Genomic DNA, 19,090 nt, shown 5'->3' on the forward strand with positions numbered 1-19,090 from the left:
GTACTTATTTACGTCCATTTGGATCAGGCTCTTGCAGCAAAATTTGTAGAATATTGCTTTCGGTCGTGGAGCCACAGGGGGTTGCTTGACTGGGAGAATTGGAGCCGGGTTCGGGCGATCGCGGGTCAGCCGAACGGACTGACCCATTGTCTAACGCCGCCGCCACCCCAGATGGGTCACAAATCGGTTGATTGGTTTGGGAATTCAATTGCTGTTGAACGGTTTGCCCCTCTGTTTGCAGAGTACCCGTTTGACTACTGCCCGTTTGACTACCGCTTGTTTGATTACCACTCGTTTGATTGCTTTCTGTTTGAATGGTTCCTGTTTGGAGATTACCTCCCCCTACTTGACCAACGCTACCACCACCACCCGTAGGATTAGATGTGCCATTGCCCGTTGGATCAGAATTACCACCGCCAATGTTGACAAACGGGATATCTTGAACCGATGTAAACAGGTTGCCATTGCCACCTCCGCCTACGGAGATCGAACCGACGGTACCGCTCACCCCATTGGGAATGGGGCGGGGAGCATACAGTTCATTTCTGGTGATGCCGACTAAGTCTCCTGCATTGGGATCAATTTTGCCAATTACCTCCGGTCCAACGGAGATGGGGGCACCATTCCCGCCAATGCTGATGGTTTGCCCTGCCAAGATAGGATGGGTACTGACCACACTAAATGCCGGATCAGATGTGGTCGCTCCTCCATAAAAAATTCTGATTGGGTTTAAGTTATCTGAAGCATCAAGACCAATACTGACCGGAAGATTGAGTACCGCTGGGACTAAATTGCTCTCCTCTCCTGACACAAAATCGAACCCGATGAAATTGGCAAGAAAGGAGTCAGTAGCCTGAAAAGTTCCCGCTGCCGAAATCTGAATGGTGGTATTTCCCCTTCCCCGATGCCGGATTGTGGCAACTTCGATATTGCCTGCTTGTGAAAACAGAACAACCGATCTCTCTTGCAATGAAAACGCCTGTTCGATTCTAAGTTGCCCCGTTCTCATATCTCCAACACTGGATAGGGTAACCGAACCGTTTTCGGCTGTAATGTTGCCCGTTGTCAAGGTTCCCGTCGATGCCAGATTGACTGCACCTATGACCTCCGTTGGATTGCCCACCAGTGAAGTGTCAATATGACCTGTGGTAATGCCTGCACCAGTAATGGCGACTGCCCCGCCCTGGGTGCGAATGGTATCCCCCGGATTCATCGCAAAGGACCCAGTGCCATCACTATTGCTATCAGCCGTAAAAGTGATCAATTGCCCCGGACCTGCGGCAAAACTTAAAACCCCATCCGACAGGGGATTGATAATGATGTTGTCCGTCGCCTCCAGACGCACATTGGTGGTAGCGGGTAACGCTTCCAGGGCAAACTCTGAAATTGTGAAATCTCCGGGTAGTCCGTGACCAGCCAGAATCTGCCCTTGCGGATCACCCGCCGGAACTGCGGCATTGAGCTGATTGTTATCGGTCAAACCACTCCCGTTCCCACTGACAATGATCAGGTCTCTGGGGTCTAGCAGCAGAGTACCGGCAAAACCATTGGGAGCACGAGTATCTACATCACCCCGAAAGATTAGCTCTTGCTGACCGGAAACCTCCACCAAACCGCCATTACCCGATTGGCTCCCCCCACGCGCCTGGATGTTGCCGTAAAATCCTGTAACTTCCTCTGCCCAGATGACCACATTGCCCCCATTATCCATCTGTCCGGCATTGGCATAGATGGAGGAATGGCTGTCAACATAGGTGCGACGGGCAGTGGGAAGGGTCCCCTCTCCCCTGTAATCACCGCCAATCAGGACTGTTCCACCGCCACTGTTGCCCGTTGCCTCTACTGTTGCCCCAACAAGCCCTATTTGTTGACCCAGCACATGGACTGTGCCGCCTGTTTGCGGTGTGGGAAATGGGGCGGGGGAGACATCCAGGGTGCCAGCCACGATCGCCGTTCCTGCCTGATTCGGAATGGCTACTTCAGAACCCGTCAGCCGCACCTGACCGTTGCCATCGACTGTTAGACCCGTTGCATTGTTGAGGTTGCCCCCGGTTAGTAACTGGGGCAAAGAAGGGGGAGTATAGGGGTAGGGCAAGGGATTGGAAGCAGACAAGGGCTGAAACTCTAGACTCAGAAGGCTGCCTGCTTGACTGAGCCGTACCAGTGTTTCACCGGGAACAGCAGCGATCGTAATTTGTCCTCCTGGCGCTGAGACGGTGCCCGTACTGATTACGGTTCCACCAATCAAGGCAAGGCTTTGTCCCGCGCCCACTCCCAGATTTCCGGCATTCACGATCGCCCCTGGCTGCGTCAGCGGAAAGGCAAAGGTATTGGCGTTCCCCACTAGCGAAGCATAGTCATTGGCACCCACTGCGCTGAACCAACCCCCACACCCTCCGCCTGACACTCCACACCCCAACCCAATTCCCGCTGCGGTGGTTGCTGTAAACGACCCTGGCACATTCAGGCTGGCATTGGCTCCAAAGATCATCCCTGCCGGATTCATCAGGTACAGATTAGAGGTTCCTCCTGTAACCTGAATCAGTCCATCAATGACAGAGGGACTCCCACCCACAACCCTACCCAATATGTTTTGGATGGAGGGATTAGAGAGAAAATTGGCGATTTGCTGGGGGTTGAGTCCAAATTTCTGAAAGCTGTGGAACAGGTTTGCCCCATCCCTGGAAAGTTGTCCCCCTGTAATATCCAGGCGATTGCCGTTGGGGATGACCAGCGTGTTGGTGCCATCGTTAGCGGGGGCGATCGCCTGTGCCACCAAAGCAGGGACAGGAACCGCATCGGAAGGGACTGGCACATCTAGGGGCATGGGGAGTACAAGCATAGGATTTATGAATGATTTTCAAAATTGCTGTAAGTAAGGCATCCTCAGAATCGGCACAGCCCAAATCCGCAAGTTCCTTGCAACGCCATACCAGAATCTATACACTGCCTGTAGATCCACCTGCGGTTGAGAAGAAAGGGTGTTAACCCATCCTTCAGCCCTTTGCCATTGTCAAGCTAGATATAGCACCCAGCAAATGTCCTGGCTGCTTGAAACTTCATTTCATTTACGCTTTTCAGCAGCATCCTGATTTAAATGACAAATATTTTTGTCAGAGTAATACTACCCAAAACTAACTTCAAACTAAACAATTCTCCCAACTCACCCACAAACTGTAACTGAATGGCTTCCTGGCTTCTTGCCTGAGGCAGCATTACCTCAACACCTTCCCCATCCAAGACCTTCAGTTCCAGGTTGGCAGGCAAATCAGTCTGACCATTTGCAGGGGCAATCTGCACCCAAATTTCAAATTCTGATTCGGAAATTGGTAGCACCCCCATCAGCAGGGATACCTGCACACCCGTTGTGTCTAACACAAGTTGCTGACTGCGTTTGATGGTGGGAGATTCTACTGGGGGAGACAGCGACTCACTCCCTCTAAAACTAAATGCCGGTTGGGCAGGTTGCAGTAGTGAACCCCAAAACTCCTCGATCGCCTGCCAACCACTATTTACCCCATCCTGCAACCACTGGCTAATGGGTATTGCGAACGGTGCCGCTTCGGTAGCGTTCACCTGAAGCATATGGGGCAGCAAATCATCCAGTGGCTTCAGTTGGCTGAGGGAGACGTTTTCTGTCGTTACCTGGGTGACAAATCCCAGAATCGTCGCTTCTCTCAAAGACTCGCTCAACTGCACCGCCAGGTAGCCGATCCGATTTTCCCAGGTTTCGGCTGGAACCACCATCTGGTCTGAGTCTGGTAAAACGGGACGACATTCCAATTTGCCATAACCGTTCACCACTAAATCAGCCCTATCCAGCAATGCTTGCTGAGCCGGATTCCCGCTATCACTGGCTGCCCAATCTGGCTCAAACTCCAGGCATTCCAGATAAAAATGAACCGCGTAAATTGCCAGCGTGTTGAGATAGACCTGCTTCGCCTTGCGGGGATTGGCATGGTGGCGCTGAAACTGCTTTGCCCTTGTGTGCGCTTCCAGGGATAGGGAAACCGTAAATGTCGTCTGCTCAATCTCTTGATTCATCATTCTCCCCCGCTTAGTTAATGGTTAACACTACAGATACTCCTGAAATTTGGGGGCAAATTTGTCACAGCAGCGCTGGAAGAAACTGCTGAGAGTAGGCACCTTGATGCCAAACTCGGCGGCAATTTCTTCCCAGCTTTTCTCCGCCAATCGCGCCAGGGCGATCGCGCGGAAGTTTGCCTGCGGGCGATCGCGAATGTGGGTCTGCTGAAAGATCCGATCCACATCAGACTCAATACACTCACGAATGATTTCTCCGGGTGATTCAGAATCATCCGTTACTGCAAGCTTTTCCAGGCTATTCAGGTCGGGCAACTCCTGAATCTCCTGCTCACGAAACTCACGCCGACACTCAATCAAAACCCGGTCAAGGCGAAAATTGACCCAGTTCATAAACTTCTGGTTCTGACCCCGTGCTGGATCATAGGTATCAATGGTTCGGCAAACGTAAGTTAAGGTTTTGTTGACTGCCTCCTCATACAACAAGTCATAGAACTGGGGCGTAAATTTGGCACGATGGGGACGCGCCAACCGACCCGACAACCGGATTGCTTCTACTAGTTGGGTCAGAGCATGACACCGTAACTCCGTTCGAGGCGGGTGCTTTTGTGCCTCCAATGCCAGACGTTTCAGTTGGTTATCGTCCAGAATCGCACGAAACGCCTGCTGTTGCAGCGCGATCGCCCATTCTCTGGTAGATTCCCAGCGCGAAACCCCGCTACTGAGCAAGGAGTCCAGGTTATCCAAAAGGTACTGACGGGCACGGTCGTAAATTTCCTGGTAAATACCTGTCAGCGGATGACCCTTAGGGGCACGCCCAATTTTGCGCGATCGCAAAATTTCTTCAACCAGTTGAGTCGCCACCCTCAACGACTCCTGAGACGGGGGTGTGCTTTGTTGCGCCGATTGGATCAGCAGTTCTAATCGTTCATTCATTGTGCTTAGACCAATGATGGACATTGAACATTGCCGGTCTGTTCATCATGCCAAACAATTCATCGGTGCTAATCCCCACTCAGGGATCCCCTGGTCTGGATATGCATTTTTTTACAAAAGTTAATATTTGTGGTTTTACATCGCGATTTGCATAAAACGCAGATTTTCACCATGAGTTATGGGCAGCAGCAAGGCAAGCAAACAAATATCTAACCCTCACCAACTTAGAAACCCGTAGTGTTTCCTGGGAATAAATCTCCAGTTCTCAACTTGGATGAGGTTTATCACTGCTTGGTGACGCAATTAAACTTCACCATTCTTGCTACTCATCAATCTGAATCTTCACTGTTCAAGGAGAACTCATGAAAAGGCTAATCCTAACAACCCTATCCCTTACTCTGGCAACTACAACCTGGAGTTCCCTGGCGATCGCCCGCCCCCTTTCTAATCAAAGGTTAATGGCTCCGGAGAGTAACATTACTTACCTGTCACGTTCTCAATTTCAAGCAAAACTCAAAACCGTTAAAATCCGCCATCGTCTTGCTACTCCGCCAACCAATCCCCAACCCTACTGGAAAGTTTACTGGTCTACAGACAAAAGATTCGCGCTGGTTTGCTGGGTCAATGATGATTCAGGTCAAATTGAGTACTGCGATCTCTATGCATAAAACGCATTTTCCCTGCATGAATCATCGATGGAAGCAAGAAAGAACAATTGCTTTTTACCTACTTGCAATCGACTGATAGCGTTTTTGAATCCAGTGAGGAACATGGATGCCGTAGAACCTTTGAGTCAAAACGATGAGATGTACCTCACTCAGAAAGGAACCGCTATAGCATCACCAATGCAGCAGTAAAAATTCGATGGAGCAATTCTGTAGAAACAGATGATTCTCTCACTTAAAGGGCTTTTTCCCATGAATCAAAAAACTCTCAACTACATTCACTGGTTAAGACGGCTCACAATCCACAGTCGCCTCTGGCGTACTGCAACAACAGCGGCTCTAGCCACGGGGGTATTCGCTATCCTGGCACCAGCAGCAGATGCCGCACAAATCATCATGTATTGGGATCAGGGGCATCTGGACGGCTTAGCACCTACCGCTGGAATAAAAATACATGGTAATCATTACGGGAATCAAATTGAAATTCCTGCCCATGCCTGTGGATTTCACCTGGGAAAACCAAACCATGATTGGGATGGCGGCTGGCATTTTGCGGAACCTCAAAAGCTGGGTTCTCCGGTCAAATATAACGGACTTACCTATTCATCTGCCTCGTTTGGCACGGGTCCAGGTCCCATAGAAGCGATCGGTCCTATTAACGGTAACTGCAACACCAACACGGGGCTTTACCAATTTCAAACGCCTGCATCTAGCATTGTTGGTTCCCAAATGCCCCCTGGCGCAGGTTCTTTTGTAGCAGATGTTTATGACGGGTCAGATATCGAGTGGCTCGATTCCCAAGGCAAACCGATCAAGATTAAAGAAGAAAAACCTGCCAAACCCCCCAAGCTGCCAAAGGAATTCTTTGAAGATTTGAGCAAGCAAGGCTGCATCCAGGATTTTGAGCAAAAACAACATTGTGAGAAGCAATCTGCTTTAATGCCCAAACCTGGGGACAAAATTCGCCCAATCAGTCTGGCAGCGGCTCCCTCAGGTCAAACCATGTTAGCTGTGATCAACCCCAATACCGCTTCCACTACTGCAAGAAGTACGGCTAGACAGAGCAACAAAATAGAAATGAGCTGTCCTGCTGAACTGATTCTCAAGGGCACCATTTCTAAAACGCATGGGTTCGACCCGGCAACCGTGGAGTATCGCTTCCGCTGGGCACATGGACCCGTTTCTACGGTTTTCTCAACCTTCGTTGCAGAAAACACTGCCACTGTCCTCCACAAGGTTCCATTGCCACTACCGGCACCAGTCCAAGGCGGTTCTACTCCAGGGCAGAGAGGTGCGGGTGTCCAAACGATCGCTCCCGTTTTTCAGGCTGGTAGCGGCGGCGGTGGTAGCGGTAGCGGTAGTAGCCACAGTATCTCCCCTGTCTTCACAGATAAGCCTCTACCCAGCAACGAGCATAAGAGTGCCGTGAGGTTAGAGATTGTGAACATCGAGAACGGAGATGTCGTGGCATCCAACTGGTGGAATTACCATGTCGCCTGCAAGCCTAGGATTAACCCTGGAGTTGGCGGACCCCGCAATCTCCAGAACAGATGAAACTGAGACAAATTTGAATGAACTCAGATTCAACAATTGTCCTTTGGAGCGATCGGGTGCATCCCAGAACTTCTTGAAGTTTTACTCCTCTTCATCCAAATCTTCATCCTCATCAGCCGGATCAGTTTGCCCGACTGAATTGGCAGAGACAACCGCGCCCATCTCTAACTTCTGCCGAACTTCCTGCTCAATCTTTTGGGCAAACTCCGGTCTTTCATCGGCATATTTAATCGCATTATCCCGTCCCTGGGCAATATTGTCGCCGTTGTAGCTGTACCAGGCTCCCTTACGAATTACGACTCCGGTTTCTTCTGCCAGATCGATCAAACAGCCCAGCGTGGAAATGCCCCGCCCAAAGATGACATCAAACTCAGCCACCCGGAAAGGGGGAGCAACCTTATTTTTCGCAACTTTAACCTTTGCCCGAATGCCATACTCTTCTGTCCCTTTCTTGAGGGTTTGAATTCGACGGATATCGAGACGAACCGAAGCATAAAACTTAAGCGCCTGACCACCAGTCGTCGTCTCTGGGCTACCGTAAGTCACCCCAATCTTCTGCCGCAACTGGTTCAAAAAGATAACTGTGCAGCCTGACTTGCCCATATTGCCTGCAATTTTTCGCAATGCCTGACTCATCAAACGAGCTTGCAGACCTACATGGGTGTCACCCATTTCCCCTTCAATTTCGGCACGAGGGACGAGGGCAGCAACCGAGTCAATCACGATGATATCCACGGCTGAGGACCGCACCAGTTGATCTACGATTTCCAGGGCAGCTTCACCTGTATCCGGTTGAGAAACCAGGAGATTGTCAATATCCACCCCCAATGACCTGGCATAGGCAGGATCAAGCGCGTGCTCTGCATCCACAAAAGCAGCAATCCCTCCTACTTTTTGCACTTCAGCCAGAGCATGTAGCGCAACAGTGGTCTTACCAGAACTCTCTGGACCATAAATTTCAATGACTCGTCCCTTGGGAAGCCCCCCGCCTAGTGCCAGGTCAAGGGTCAGCGCTCCAGTAGGAATGGTTTCAACCTTCATGCGACTGGCATCTCCCAGCCGCATAATGCTGCCTTTACCAAAGTTCCGCTCAATCTGAGTCAGCACTAGGTTCAAGGCTTTTTGCTTATCTGAACTATCGGTTTTAGTAGCCATCAGCGCCTCAATCGGGAAGTGTCTATGGAAGTAGGGGGTACGGAATCAAACTTGGAGGAATTCTAATTCAAATATTCCCTTCTGGGTGAGGAGATACAGCGATTTTCAGATGAGTAAACCACAACGGCGTATGGATGAGTGGATGGATGTGTGGCTTAGATTGAGTGGAAAGCCAAAAATAGAATTGAGTGTATCGATTAAATTAAATGCAGTGTAGTTAATCTATAGGTGGCTAGAGAAGACCATCACATGCTATGACTTCCTATCTTCCAAGCTTACTAGTTCCAGATACTGCACTTTCGGTAGCTGGGTTGACCGGATACATCCAAGCCCTCCTTGAACAGGATGTTCAGTTGAGGCAGGTTTGGGTGACGGGGGAGGTGTCTAGTGCAAACCGTTATCGGAGCGGACTGTTCTTTACCTTACAGGACCCAGACGCGAAGGCGGCAATTAGTTGTGTGGTGTGGAATAGTTACCTGGAAAAGCTGGCAACTGAGCCAGTACCGGGCGAACAGTTGATTATTCTGGGAAGAATCCATGTTCATCCCCAAAAGGGGCAGTACCAATTAATCGTCTGGCAAGCATTACCGGCAGGAGAAGGACTACGGGCATTACGCTATCGCCAACTACGCCATCGATTGGAGGCAGAGGGGCTGTTTGATCCAGCACGAAAGCGTCCATTACCAGTCCACCCCAAAACGGTGGCAGTTGTCACTTCGCCTCAAGCGGCTGCCTGGGGCGATATTCAGCGTACTTTGCGGCGGCGGTATCCAGGGTTGCATGTGTTGTTCTCTCCAGCACTTGTGCAGGGTGATCAGGCTCCAGTTGCTATTATCAATGCAATTCAACGGGTTGAACTGGATAGTAGATCAGACGTACTAATTCTATCACGGGGAGGAGGAGCGGTTGAAGATATGGCCTGTTTTAATGATGAACGAGTCGTGCGGGCGATCGCCGACTGTTCTATCCCCGTGATTGCTGGAATTGGACATCAGCGAGATGAAACGCTGGCAGATTTGGCGGCGGATGTGTGTGCCCATACCCCCACGGCAGCGGCAGAGCAGGCAGTTCCCTTGCTGGCGGATTTGTATGGGGAACATCTAGAACGCATTTTGACCCTCAAAGGAACAATGGATTACTACCTGGAAGCCAGCCAGGAACGCTTGCAACGACTGGGGATTCGACTCCGCCAGCTTCAGCTCGATCGCAAGCTTCAGCAGGAAGCTCAGATGCTGGCATGGATGCGGATGCGGCTCGTTCAAGGGAGTGCCCTGCAAATTCAACAGGCAAGCCAGCATTGTCAGTTGCTGAGGCAAAAGTTGGAAACGCTTGATCCACGCGCCGTGCTAAAGCGAGGTTATGCCGTGGTGCGACAAATGGATGGAGCGATCGCCCGCTCTGCTGAAGAATTGCTGCCTGGTCAGGATTTGCAGATTCAGCTTGGACAGGGTCAGTTAAAGGTCAAGATTACTGAAGTCCTCAATACACCCCCTGAAGCTTGAATATAACTATAGTAACGATGGGTTCCTTTAGATACTGTGTGGGAGCAAATGATAAAAGCTCTAATGGAGCCTGCGATAGTCTGGCGCAAATCTGCCTGCTATTCCTGACCCCTGACCTCTGGCACCCCGAATAGTTGCAAACCTACGCCGCTGAGTACTATATCCATACCCCCATGAATAATTATCGTCTCGATTCCACGTCTGAACCGTTTCAGGCAGGTTGGAATTACGAGACAACGGTTAAAAAGGTTGAAGAGATCATGGCACGCATTGAGGCGGGCGAACTAGAACTTGCGGATGTTTTTGATCAGTTCGCTGCGGCTGTGGAATATTTACGTCAGTGTGAAACCTTTCTAGCTCAACGACAAAAGCAGGTTGATTTATTGATCGAAACGTTGACAGATGAGGCGGAGTTTTGAGGCGTCAGGTAGTCGGTAGCAGCCAGGGCAAGATACTCTAAAAGGATCTCTGCCACCATTTTGGCTGATTGATTTTTTCATAACCCGGATTCGTTCGTTTGTGCCAAAAACTCGCTCCCTGCTTCATTTCCCACCGTCTGTCAGTCCAGTCCGCCAGTGGGGATTGCTGGCAATGGGCGCGATCGCCTTTTCCCTCTGGCAAGCCGGAATTTTTCAAAGAGACCTATTCAACGTTAATGGACTACCCCAGTTCTGGCGGTTTGTCAGTGCCAGCGTTCATCCAGATTTGAGTCCTGAGCTGTTACAAATAACCTGGAACGCAACCCTGAAAACCCTGTCATACGCCGTTTGCGGTACTTTCTTCAGTGTGTTGTTGGGGTTCATTGGCGGAATTTTATGTTCCGAAGTCTGGTGGGAGGCAGTTTTTAGGCGACAGCCGATAGGTGATAGGCGACAACCCCGTTTCCCCTCCTCCCTCTTCCCCACCCTCCATTCCCCGTTCTTAATTGCCCGTGTAGGACTGGCAGTTCCCCGTGCGATTCATGAACTGATCTGGGGGCTGATCTTTATTAATCTGTTTGGGCTGGATCCATTGGTAGCCGTGCTGGCGATCGCGGTTCCCTTTGGAGCGATCACGGCAAAAGTCTTCTCAGAACTCCTGGATGAAACTCCACGCCAGCCGTTACAAGTATTGCTGAATAGCGGGGTTGCCCCTTTAACGGCTTTCTTCTACAGCTTGCTGCCCCAGGCATTTCTCAATCTCCTCTCCTATAGCTTTTACCGCTTCGAGTGTTCCATTCGGTCGGCTGCGGTTTTGGGCATTATTGGCGCGGGTGGCTTAGGCTACGAAATTATGCTCAGCCTGCAATCCCTCCGTTATGAACAGCTCTGGACATTTTTCTATGCCCTTTTCATCCTGAATGGGTGCGTTGACTTCTCAAGTGCATGGCTGAGACAGCAATGGGGGTGTGCCAGTCGATTGGATTTGAATGTGAGGACGCAGGGGGCAGAGCGGCAGAGCGGCAGAGCGGCAGAGCGGCAGAGGAGTGATTTTCAAGCTTCAACTCAAAACTCCCAATTCAAAACTCCCAATTCAAAACTCTCAACTCAAAACTCTCAACTCAAAACTCTCTCCCCCTCTCCCCGCCTCCGCCCCGCCTCGTTCGCCTATTCCCTATTCCCCCTTCTCCTGCTTGGCTTCTGCTTCTGGTATGTCGGTGCTGACTTCACCAAACTGTGGGCACCTGTGACGTGGCAGCGATTGGTGGATATGGTGCAGTCCTGCTTGCCACCAGATTGGGAGGCGGCTTCGCAATTATTCCGGTTGTCTGGACAGACGGTGGTAATGTCGGTGCTGGCGATCGCCCTGGCAGCGGTTGGAGGAGCGTTCCTAGCGTTTCCTGCGGCGCATAACTTCTTTTTGCCAGGAGGGTTATTAAATCCGGGTCGAGCCAGTGTGTTCAGCCGAATTGGGGCATGGGTTGGGCTGTTGCTGAGCCGGGCGGTGTTGTTACTAAGTCGGGCAATTCCGGCTCCCATTTGGGCGCTAGTGGTGTTGTACGTCCTGTTTCCAGGGATTTTGCCAGGGGCGATCGCCCTGGGGCTTCACAACCTGGGCATTTTGGGGCGATTGAAAGCAGAAGTGATTGAAAATTTGGATTTCCGTCCTTTGGAGGCACTCAAAGCACAGGGCGCACCTGCCGCTTCAGTATTTCTTTACGGGGTGTTGCCCATGACCCTGCCCCGGTTTCTGGCATACGACCTGTATCGCTGGGAGGTATGTATGCGGGAAACGGTGATTGTAGGGTTGGTAGGAGCCGGAGGCTTGGGGCGAGTCTTGATGGAGCAATTGAGTAGCTTTGACTACCAGGGAATGGTGGTGACTCTGGGCGGATTTGTGCTGCTGACCTTCCTGGTCGATTGGCTAAGTGCAGCGGTAAGGCGATCGCTCCGGTAAGGGGAGGGGAGTGGTTAGTGGTTAGTGGTTAGTGGTTAGAGAGGGGAAGGGGGCAGAGGAGCAGAGGGGCAGAGGGGCACTTTCCACTCTCAACTCTGGGAGCATGTCACTTTTGCAAGTTCCTGATTTACCCTCATCCCCAACCCTTCTCCCCAGGGAGAAGGGGGCAGGATTCAAAGTCCCTCTCCTTGGGGAGAGGGATTTAGGGTGAGGGTACAAAGGTGACATGCACTCTCAACTTTCCACTGTCAACTCTCAACTTTCCACTCCTCAATTTGTCTTGGCTGAAATTTTGGGGTAAGTTGGCTAAAAATTATATCTGCCTTGAACAGAAGAGATTGAATGGGAAGGTTTCGCAGTTTTATTGGTTTAACCGCTTTTGTGGCAGCGTCAGTCGTCTATCCTGGGGGTACCCGTTCTGCCAGAGCCGCCCTGGACGTTTGTAATAACTCCTCTAGAGTTGCCTATGTTGCCGTGGGCTATAGTCTGGGCAAAGGACGCTGGCAGTCTGAGGGGTGGCTACTGCTGGGGCAGGGGCAATGTGGGACGGTGGTTCCCGGCGACCTTGAACCGGGCAGTTACTACTATCTCTATGCGGCGGATAAGGATGAGGATCGGGTTTGGCAAGGAGATACAGGAGAGCAGTGGTTCTGTATCAAACCCGATGCAGACTTTCGTCTGATTTTTGAGGGGGAAAAATGTCCAGAAGCAGAAACCGACCGGCGAATCTTTTGGGAAGTTCGGGTGAAGGGGGTATCCCATACGGAGAATTTGGTTGATTGATGGAGATAGGGAGATGGGGAGAAGAATTTTGATAGGGCTGACTATAGGACTGGCTATGGGGGTGGGAGGATGTTATTTGGGGCGATCTTCTTCTGCCCCGGTGATTCCTTCCCAGACTCAGGCAATGCCAAAGCCAGAAATCGTTTATCAAACCCATTCCTTGCCACGGGCGATCGCCTACAGCTTGCAGATTCCAGCGCTGGGGTTTGAAGTTGTCCCAGCGCTGGCAGAGGGTACTCGTGAGGTAGGTGATTTTGCCCACCAGTATCAGGCGATCGCGGCTATCAATGCAGGCTTTTTTGATCCAGCCAATCAAAAAACAACCTCCTATGGGGTTCTCAACGGAAAATTGGTAGCTGATCCTGGTCTTAACGATCGCCTGATGAATAACCCTGATTTAACCCCTTATATGGACAGGATCCTGAATCGTTCAGAGTTTCGGCGTTACCGCTGTGGAGAGACTTTCAGGTATGCGATCGCCCGTCATCGTGATCCGATTCCTGCTAATTGCCAGTTGGCGGATGCGATCGGTGGTGGTCCCCAATTGCTTCCAGAAAATACCTCCGTTCAGGAAGGGTTTGTCGATTTTGGCGAGGGCGTGGTCATTCGAGATGCAATTGGCAGCCGCCAGCCCAACGCCAGAAGCGCGGTTGGTATTACCTCCAATGGCAGTATCCTCCTGGTCATGGTGGCACAGCATCCAACAGATCCTGTCTCCTCTGGAATATCTCTACCCGATCTGGCAGCTTTGATGAAAAGATTAGGGGCACAGCAAGCCATGAACCTGGATGGTGGTACGTCCTCTGCCCTCCACTTCCGGGGTACAACCCTCTATGGCAAACTGGATGACACCGGGAACCCTGTGGGCAGACCCGTCAAGTCGGTCTTACTGGTTCAAGCTAAAAGGTAATGAGAGTAAGCTGTCAGAAGGCGATAGGGGAGGGATAAGGAGTTGTTGGTTGTTAGTTGTTAGTTGGCAGTCAGTGATCAAGTCAATCACCTTTTGCTTTCAGCCTTTAGCTTTTCGCCTTTTGCTTTCAGCCTTTAGCTTTTCGCCTTCAGCCTTCAACTCTCAACTCAAAACTCTCAACTCTCAACTCTCAACTTTCCCCCTCCCTTCCCCATGACTTCCAACCTTCCTCACCCAACTGAGACTTGCCAATCAGATACCCTGGCTGTGTGTGTGCGGGCATTGGGGATGAGTCAGATCCAGCGCCATATCTTTCTCTGTGCGGATCAAACTAAGCCTAAGTGTTGCTCCAAGGAGGTTGGCTTGGAGGCATGGGATTATCTGAAAAACCGTCTGAAGGAACTGCAACTAGATCAACCCACGGAAACCCGACCCGACTGTGTCTTTCGCACCAAAGCAAACTGCCTTCGGGTTTGTACCCAGGGTCCAATTCTAGTGATCTACCCTGATGGAGTGTGGTACCGAAATGCAACACCTGAGGTAATTGAGCGTATCATTCAAGAACATCTAATTGGAAATCAAGTGGTGCAGGAATATGCATTTCTAACTCATCCGCTACCCGGTAATTCCGTTTCTTCCAGCCCTGTTCAAATTGGGGCAGGAATCGAAGAAGATGGGGGCGATCGCCATTCCACAGGAGCAATTTAATGCTTGAATCTTCAGTTTCACAGAATATGAACGATCTATCCCTCAACCATTTCAGCCAATGGTTTTATAAGTATTATGCTTTCTGGTAAAGCTATATAATGGCACAAGGTTTGTGTTGCAAATCTGTATGTTCACGAGTGTTCAGTTAGTATTTAGAATTATTGAAATTTCAGCAAATACCCTGAGGCTACCTAAAATAGTGTTCAGAGACATGGATTAGTTTGTCTTATGGGTTGAGGAGATTGAGTTTGAAGCCTTTTTTTTGATGTTTGAAATTCTCTGAAAGCTTTTATTAATGACCATCCCATCGATATTCAGGAATAGTGAGTAGCCCAGCATGAAGGAAACCAGTGTAGGAAATCATAAGCGTCTGTTGCTTATTGACGATGACCCTAACCTAATCCTGCTAGTCAAGGACTACCTGGAGTTCCGAGGTTATGAGGTGGTCACGGCTGAGAATGGTCGGGAAGCACTGGAAGTTCTAGAATCTGACATTCCAGACATGATTATTTGCGATGTGATGATGCCCGAAATGGATGGGTATTCGCTGGTGAAGCATGTCCGGGAAGATCCCCGCACCAGTTGGATTCCAGTCCTGTTCCTTTCCGCTAAAGGGCAAAGCCAGGATCGGGTCAAGGGGCTGAATACGGGTGCCGATGTTTACATGGTGAAGCCGTTTGAGCCAGAAGAGTTAGTCGCCCAGGTCGAATCGTCCTTGAAACAAGCTGCCCGGATTGCTGAACGCCCAGGGAGAAATTCTGACAGTGGTCCTAAGATCCAGGTGCCGTTTGATGTAGAGTTGACCCCCACTGAACTGCGGGTGGTTCAATTTGTGGCACGAGGGATGGCGAACCGGGAAATTGCCGATGAGCTAAACGTTAGCCAGCGAACCATTGAAAGCCACGTCAGCAATATGCTGGGTAAAACAGGACTCCATAACCGAACCGAACTGGCACGGTGGGCAATTGAGAATAATATGGCATAGTTAGTTACGTTACGATCGCCGCACATTCAAGCAGCACCAGTCCTGTCGTTTCCAGAGGGCAGCAACGATCCAGCCGTTCTCCTCTAAGGTATCGGCGACGGGTTTTACCTGATCCAGCAGAATACCGCTGAGAATGCCCCAGGCATTTGGTTTGGTAATGGCGGTCATACCTGGAATCAGGTCGATGATGACTTCCGCCAGGATATTGCTGACGATGCCATCCAGGGGAGCTTCAATCATCTGGGCTACGTGGTCTACACTACCCTGCTCGACCACCAATCTATCGGGAGCAATCTGGTTCAGTTCCCGGTTCTCCAGGGTGGCTTTAACTGCCAGAGGATCTGTGTCTACGGCATAAATTTTTTTCCCTCCTAATAAAATCGCCCCAATGGAGAGAATGCCAGAGCCGCAACCAATGTCAGCAATGGTTAAGCCTTCTGTGTCACTTTTCTCACCCTCAAACGGAGAGACTAAGCGCATTTCCAGAGATTCCAAGCAAAGCTGGGTGGTCTGGTGGTCTCCAGTGCCAAACGCAACCCCCGGTTCTAGACGTAGCAAAATTCGATCAGACTGGGCGGGCACAGGAAGCCATGCGGGATAAATCAGAAAGCGATCGCCCACTTCCTGGGGTTGCCAGTGCTGTTTCCAGGTGCTTGCCCAGTCCTCCTCATCAATTAAATCCCACTGAATGGCTGGGATAGGATGCCCCATGCAGAGGGCATCCTGGCGCAGCAACAGCGACAGCGCTGATAGATCCAGCACATGCGCCTGCTCCTGAGGTAGATAAGCACACATCAGACAGGAGTAGCCTCTTTTCTCAGTAGAAGCCCCCCGGCAGCCAAATTTCTCTAATCGCCAGAAGACTATCTCTTCCAGCGCTAGATCACAGAGAACCTGAATTTCCCACCAACTGTTTGCCATAGAGTTATGAGCGATAAGTTTTGAGTTCTGAATTCAGAGGGCGAACTTAAACTCAACACTCAAAACTCAACACTCAAAACTTTCTACAACGTTACCGTATAAGCATCCCGAATCCCTGGAACCTTCAGGATTTCACTCAAAATTCCGTCGGGAAGAGGATCATCAATACTCAGAACCATGACGGCATCCCCTCTGACAATCTTACGCCCTACCTGCATACTGGCGATATTGACATTAAAACTACCCAACAGTGACCCAATCTTGCCGATAATACCTGGCATATCCCGGTGCAGGGTAAACAGCATATAGCGGTTGGGTGGAACGTTGACCGGAAATTCATCCACACTGGTAATCCGCATTTCTGACTCGCCCAGTAACGCCCCAGTCACGGAGTGTTCGCCGAGGGATCCCGTTGCGGTCAATGATAGGGAGCCAGTGTAGTCACGAATCGTGGCATCGCGGGTTTCAATCACATGAATCCCCCGCTCTTTTGCTTCCAGGCTGGCATTCACATAGTTGACCCGCTCTTGCAATGCGTGGGAAAGCAACCCTTTGAGGGCGGCAACGACGATCGGTTGGCTCTGGTTAGTTGCCAGTTCGCCCTGGAGCCGGATGTTAAGCGACTCAATCCGCCCACCTGCGAGTTGGGCAACCAGATTTCCGAGGGTTTCTGCCAGTTGCAGGTAGGGACGCAGTTGCTCCAGCAGGTCGGGGCGTAGTCCGGGAATGTTAACGGCTGACCGGGCAGGTAAACCCAGCAACACATCCCGAATTTGTTCTGCTACATCGATCGCCACATTCACCTGAGCTTCTTCGGTTGAGGCTCCCAGGTGAGGGGTCATTACCATTTCCTTACCCAGCACCTTCAGGGGCGATTCCTTCAGGGGTTCCTCTTCATAAACATCTAGGGCAGCTCCGGCGATTTTACCTGCTTTCAGCGCCTCTGCCAGAGCAGTTTCGTCAATAATGCCACCACGAGCACAGTTAATAATCCGGGCAGTCGGTTTCATTTTGGCGATCGCCTCGGCATTAATCAAATGCTTCGTTTCTGGCGTTTTGGGAATATGCAGCGTGATGTAGTCAGACTCCTGAAATAGCAGATCCAGCTCGACCAGGCGACAGCCCAACTGCTCGGCACGGTCATGGGAAATAAAGGGATCGTATGCGAGCAGTTTCATCCCCATTGCCCTGGCGACAGTCGCAACATGGGCACCAATTTTGCCCAGACCCACGACACCCAGGGTCTTTTTGTACACCTCAACCCCCGTGTAGCTCTTGCGATCCCACTTGCCACTCTTAACCGATTGGTTAGCATCCGCTACATAACGGGACATCGCCATCATCAGCGCCAGAGCGTGTTCAGCCGCTGCGATCGTGTTGCCCTCTGGGGAGTTAACCACCACGATCCCCTTACGAGTGGCTGCCAACACATCAACATTATCGACACCAACCCCAGCTCGACCAATGATTTTCAGATTATCACTGGCTTCAATCACCTCTTTGGTGACGCGAGTGCCAGAGCGAATCATCAGCGCGTCATATTCCGAAATTGTGCGAATTAAGTCCTCAGGGGAAAGATCGGTCTTGACATCGACCTGGGCAACTTGGGAGAGGATATCGATCCCAACCTGGTCAATTGGATCTGAAACTAAAACTTTAGGCATGGCAAGCTAAGAGATTAAACAGAATGTGCCGTGGAAAACAGTGCAGGAGCCAATAAACCAGCGACCACCATCAAAGGTATCAACCCAACCATAAAGGCTTTTCTCTCTGAGGCAGAGCGAACAGTTGCCGGTAGGCAGAACTTTTAAATTACGTCATTTTGGGCATTAATTAACTGAAGAAACTTGATTTTTTAATCTCAGGAGGGGGGAGGTTTGAGTTGTGAGTTGTGAGTTGTGAATTGAAAAGCCCCCGCTGCCCCTCTACCCCTCTGCCCTTGCTCCTCTCTCCTCACTCCCTATAGGGAACTTGCCCTGGTAGGCTGGTAATGGAAGCTTGCTGGTGATCCCATGAATTATCTTGTGGCTGTGTTGAGCGATCGCATTCAGGCAGAGTCTGCCTACTCTGCTCTGGAGAAAGAGGGTTTGCCAATGGATAGCGTGGCAATTTTGGGGCGCGGGTATAAGAGTGCCGATGAGTACGGCTTGATTGACCCGAATGAGGAAGCGGGCAAACTGGCGAAGCTGATGTCTTCCTGGCTGATCCCTTTCGGATTTGCCGCAGGCTATGTTTTTAACCTGATCACCGGACTCAATACCTTTGCCTGGGCGGGAGAGGTTGGCAATCATGTAATCGGTGGGCTGTTGGGGGCGATCGCGGGAGCAATGGGTAGCTTTTTCGTAGGAGGGGGGGTTGGTCTGATTGTGGGTGGCGGCGATGCCCTGCCCTACCGCAACCGATTAAGTGCTGGGAAGTACTTGATTATCGTCAAGGGTTCAGAAACACTGACCAAAAAGGCAACCGGAATTCTGCGCCAGTTTGACCCTGAAAATATTCAAGGTTACTCAGAGCCTTTGGAGAAAGGATTATGAGTAGTTGTTAGTTATTA

Annotated in this window: 16 protein-coding genes; 10 read left to right on the forward strand and 6 right to left on the reverse strand. The window is 50.8% G+C overall.

From position 1 onward, the window contains the following. Positions 1–4 precede the first annotated feature (4 nt). The 3 genes from AC1S52_RS23240 to AC1S52_RS23250 all read right to left on the reverse strand — a co-directional run bounded on the left by AC1S52_RS23240 (position 5) and on the right by AC1S52_RS23250 (position 4,980). Positions 5–2,842: a two-partner secretion domain-containing protein gene (locus tag AC1S52_RS23240; RefSeq protein ID WP_482031417.1), complete on the reverse strand. Its 2,838-nt coding sequence runs from the start codon at positions 2,840–2,842 to the stop codon at positions 5–7. Between the two features lie 251 nt (positions 2,843–3,093). Further along, positions 3,094–4,047: a DUF1822 family protein gene (locus AC1S52_RS23245; RefSeq protein WP_482031418.1), complete on the reverse strand. Its 954-nt coding sequence runs from the start codon at positions 4,045–4,047 to the stop codon at positions 3,094–3,096. 27 nt (positions 4,048–4,074) lie between these two features. Further along, positions 4,075–4,980 carry a hypothetical protein gene (locus AC1S52_RS23250; protein ID WP_482031419.1) on the reverse strand — a complete coding sequence of 302 codons (906 nt, stop codon included), beginning with the start codon at positions 4,978–4,980 and terminating at the stop codon, positions 4,075–4,077. 362 nt (positions 4,981–5,342) lie between these two features. Between AC1S52_RS23250 and AC1S52_RS23255 the strand changes: the two genes are divergently transcribed. Together AC1S52_RS23255 and AC1S52_RS23260 are read left to right on the forward strand one after the other, a co-directional pair. Next, the gene (locus AC1S52_RS23255) at positions 5,343–5,648 is read left to right on the forward strand and encodes a hypothetical protein (RefSeq protein ID WP_482031420.1); all 306 of its coding nucleotides are present in this window, start codon (positions 5,343–5,345) and stop codon (positions 5,646–5,648) included. A 249-nt stretch (positions 5,649–5,897) separates the two neighbouring features. Beyond that, on the forward strand, positions 5,898–7,199 hold the full coding sequence (locus AC1S52_RS23260) for a hypothetical protein (RefSeq protein ID WP_482031421.1): 1,302 nt from the start codon (positions 5,898–5,900) through the stop codon (positions 7,197–7,199). A gap of 81 nt (positions 7,200–7,280) precedes the next feature. Here AC1S52_RS23260 and recA read toward each other — a convergent pair whose 3' ends face one another. Further along, complete coding sequence (gene recA / locus AC1S52_RS23265; protein ID WP_482031422.1) at positions 7,281–8,354, reverse strand: recombinase RecA; 1,074 nt, start codon at positions 8,352–8,354, stop codon at positions 7,281–7,283. 254 nt (positions 8,355–8,608) lie between these two features. On the opposite strand from recA, the gene xseA reads away from it, so the two are divergent. From xseA to AC1S52_RS23300, 7 genes are all read left to right on the forward strand, one after another. Next, positions 8,609–9,856, forward strand: coding sequence for an exodeoxyribonuclease VII large subunit (xseA, locus tag AC1S52_RS23270; protein ID WP_482031423.1), 1,248 nt, complete (start codon positions 8,609–8,611; stop codon positions 9,854–9,856). 173 nt (positions 9,857–10,029) lie between these two features. After that, positions 10,030–10,275 (forward strand): exodeoxyribonuclease VII small subunit, encoded by a 246-nt coding sequence (gene xseB / locus AC1S52_RS23275; protein WP_482031424.1) that lies wholly within the window; start codon positions 10,030–10,032, stop codon positions 10,273–10,275. Between the two features lie 100 nt (positions 10,276–10,375). Further along, positions 10,376–12,232 carry a PhnE/PtxC family ABC transporter permease gene (locus AC1S52_RS23280; RefSeq protein ID WP_482031425.1) on the forward strand — a complete coding sequence of 619 codons (1,857 nt, stop codon included), beginning with the start codon at positions 10,376–10,378 and terminating at the stop codon, positions 12,230–12,232. Between the two features lie 342 nt (positions 12,233–12,574). Further along, entirely contained in the window at positions 12,575–13,015 is a 441-nt protein-coding gene (locus AC1S52_RS23285) for a DUF1036 domain-containing protein (RefSeq protein WP_482031426.1), read from the forward strand. A 13-nt stretch (positions 13,016–13,028) separates the two neighbouring features. Continuing rightward, positions 13,029–13,925 carry a phosphodiester glycosidase family protein gene (locus tag AC1S52_RS23290; RefSeq protein ID WP_482031427.1) on the forward strand — a complete coding sequence of 299 codons (897 nt, stop codon included), beginning with the start codon at positions 13,029–13,031 and terminating at the stop codon, positions 13,923–13,925. Between the two features lie 213 nt (positions 13,926–14,138). Next, entirely contained in the window at positions 14,139–14,633 is a 495-nt protein-coding gene (locus AC1S52_RS23295) for a (2Fe-2S) ferredoxin domain-containing protein (RefSeq protein WP_482031428.1), read from the forward strand. Between the two features lie 337 nt (positions 14,634–14,970). Further along, complete coding sequence (locus tag AC1S52_RS23300) at positions 14,971–15,618, forward strand: response regulator transcription factor (protein WP_482031429.1); 648 nt, start codon at positions 14,971–14,973, stop codon at positions 15,616–15,618. 9 nt (positions 15,619–15,627) lie between these two features. Here AC1S52_RS23300 and prmA read toward each other — a convergent pair whose 3' ends face one another. Next, a complete protein-coding gene (gene prmA / locus AC1S52_RS23305; RefSeq protein ID WP_482031430.1) occupies positions 15,628–16,539 on the reverse strand; it encodes a 50S ribosomal protein L11 methyltransferase in 912 nt (303 codons plus the stop codon). 83 nt (positions 16,540–16,622) lie between these two features. Next, on the reverse strand, positions 16,623–18,203 hold the full coding sequence (gene serA / locus AC1S52_RS23310; protein WP_482031431.1) for a phosphoglycerate dehydrogenase: 1,581 nt from the start codon (positions 18,201–18,203) through the stop codon (positions 16,623–16,625). Positions 18,204–18,551: 348 nt separating this feature from the next. Here serA and AC1S52_RS23315 point away from each other — a divergent pair, with 348 nt between their 5' ends. Further along, the gene (locus tag AC1S52_RS23315) at positions 18,552–19,073 is read left to right on the forward strand and encodes a hypothetical protein (RefSeq protein WP_482031432.1); all 522 of its coding nucleotides are present in this window, start codon (positions 18,552–18,554) and stop codon (positions 19,071–19,073) included. The last annotated feature ends 17 nt before the right edge of the window (positions 19,074–19,090 follow it).

Source organism: Kovacikia sp. CALU 1929, assembly GCF_056784235.1.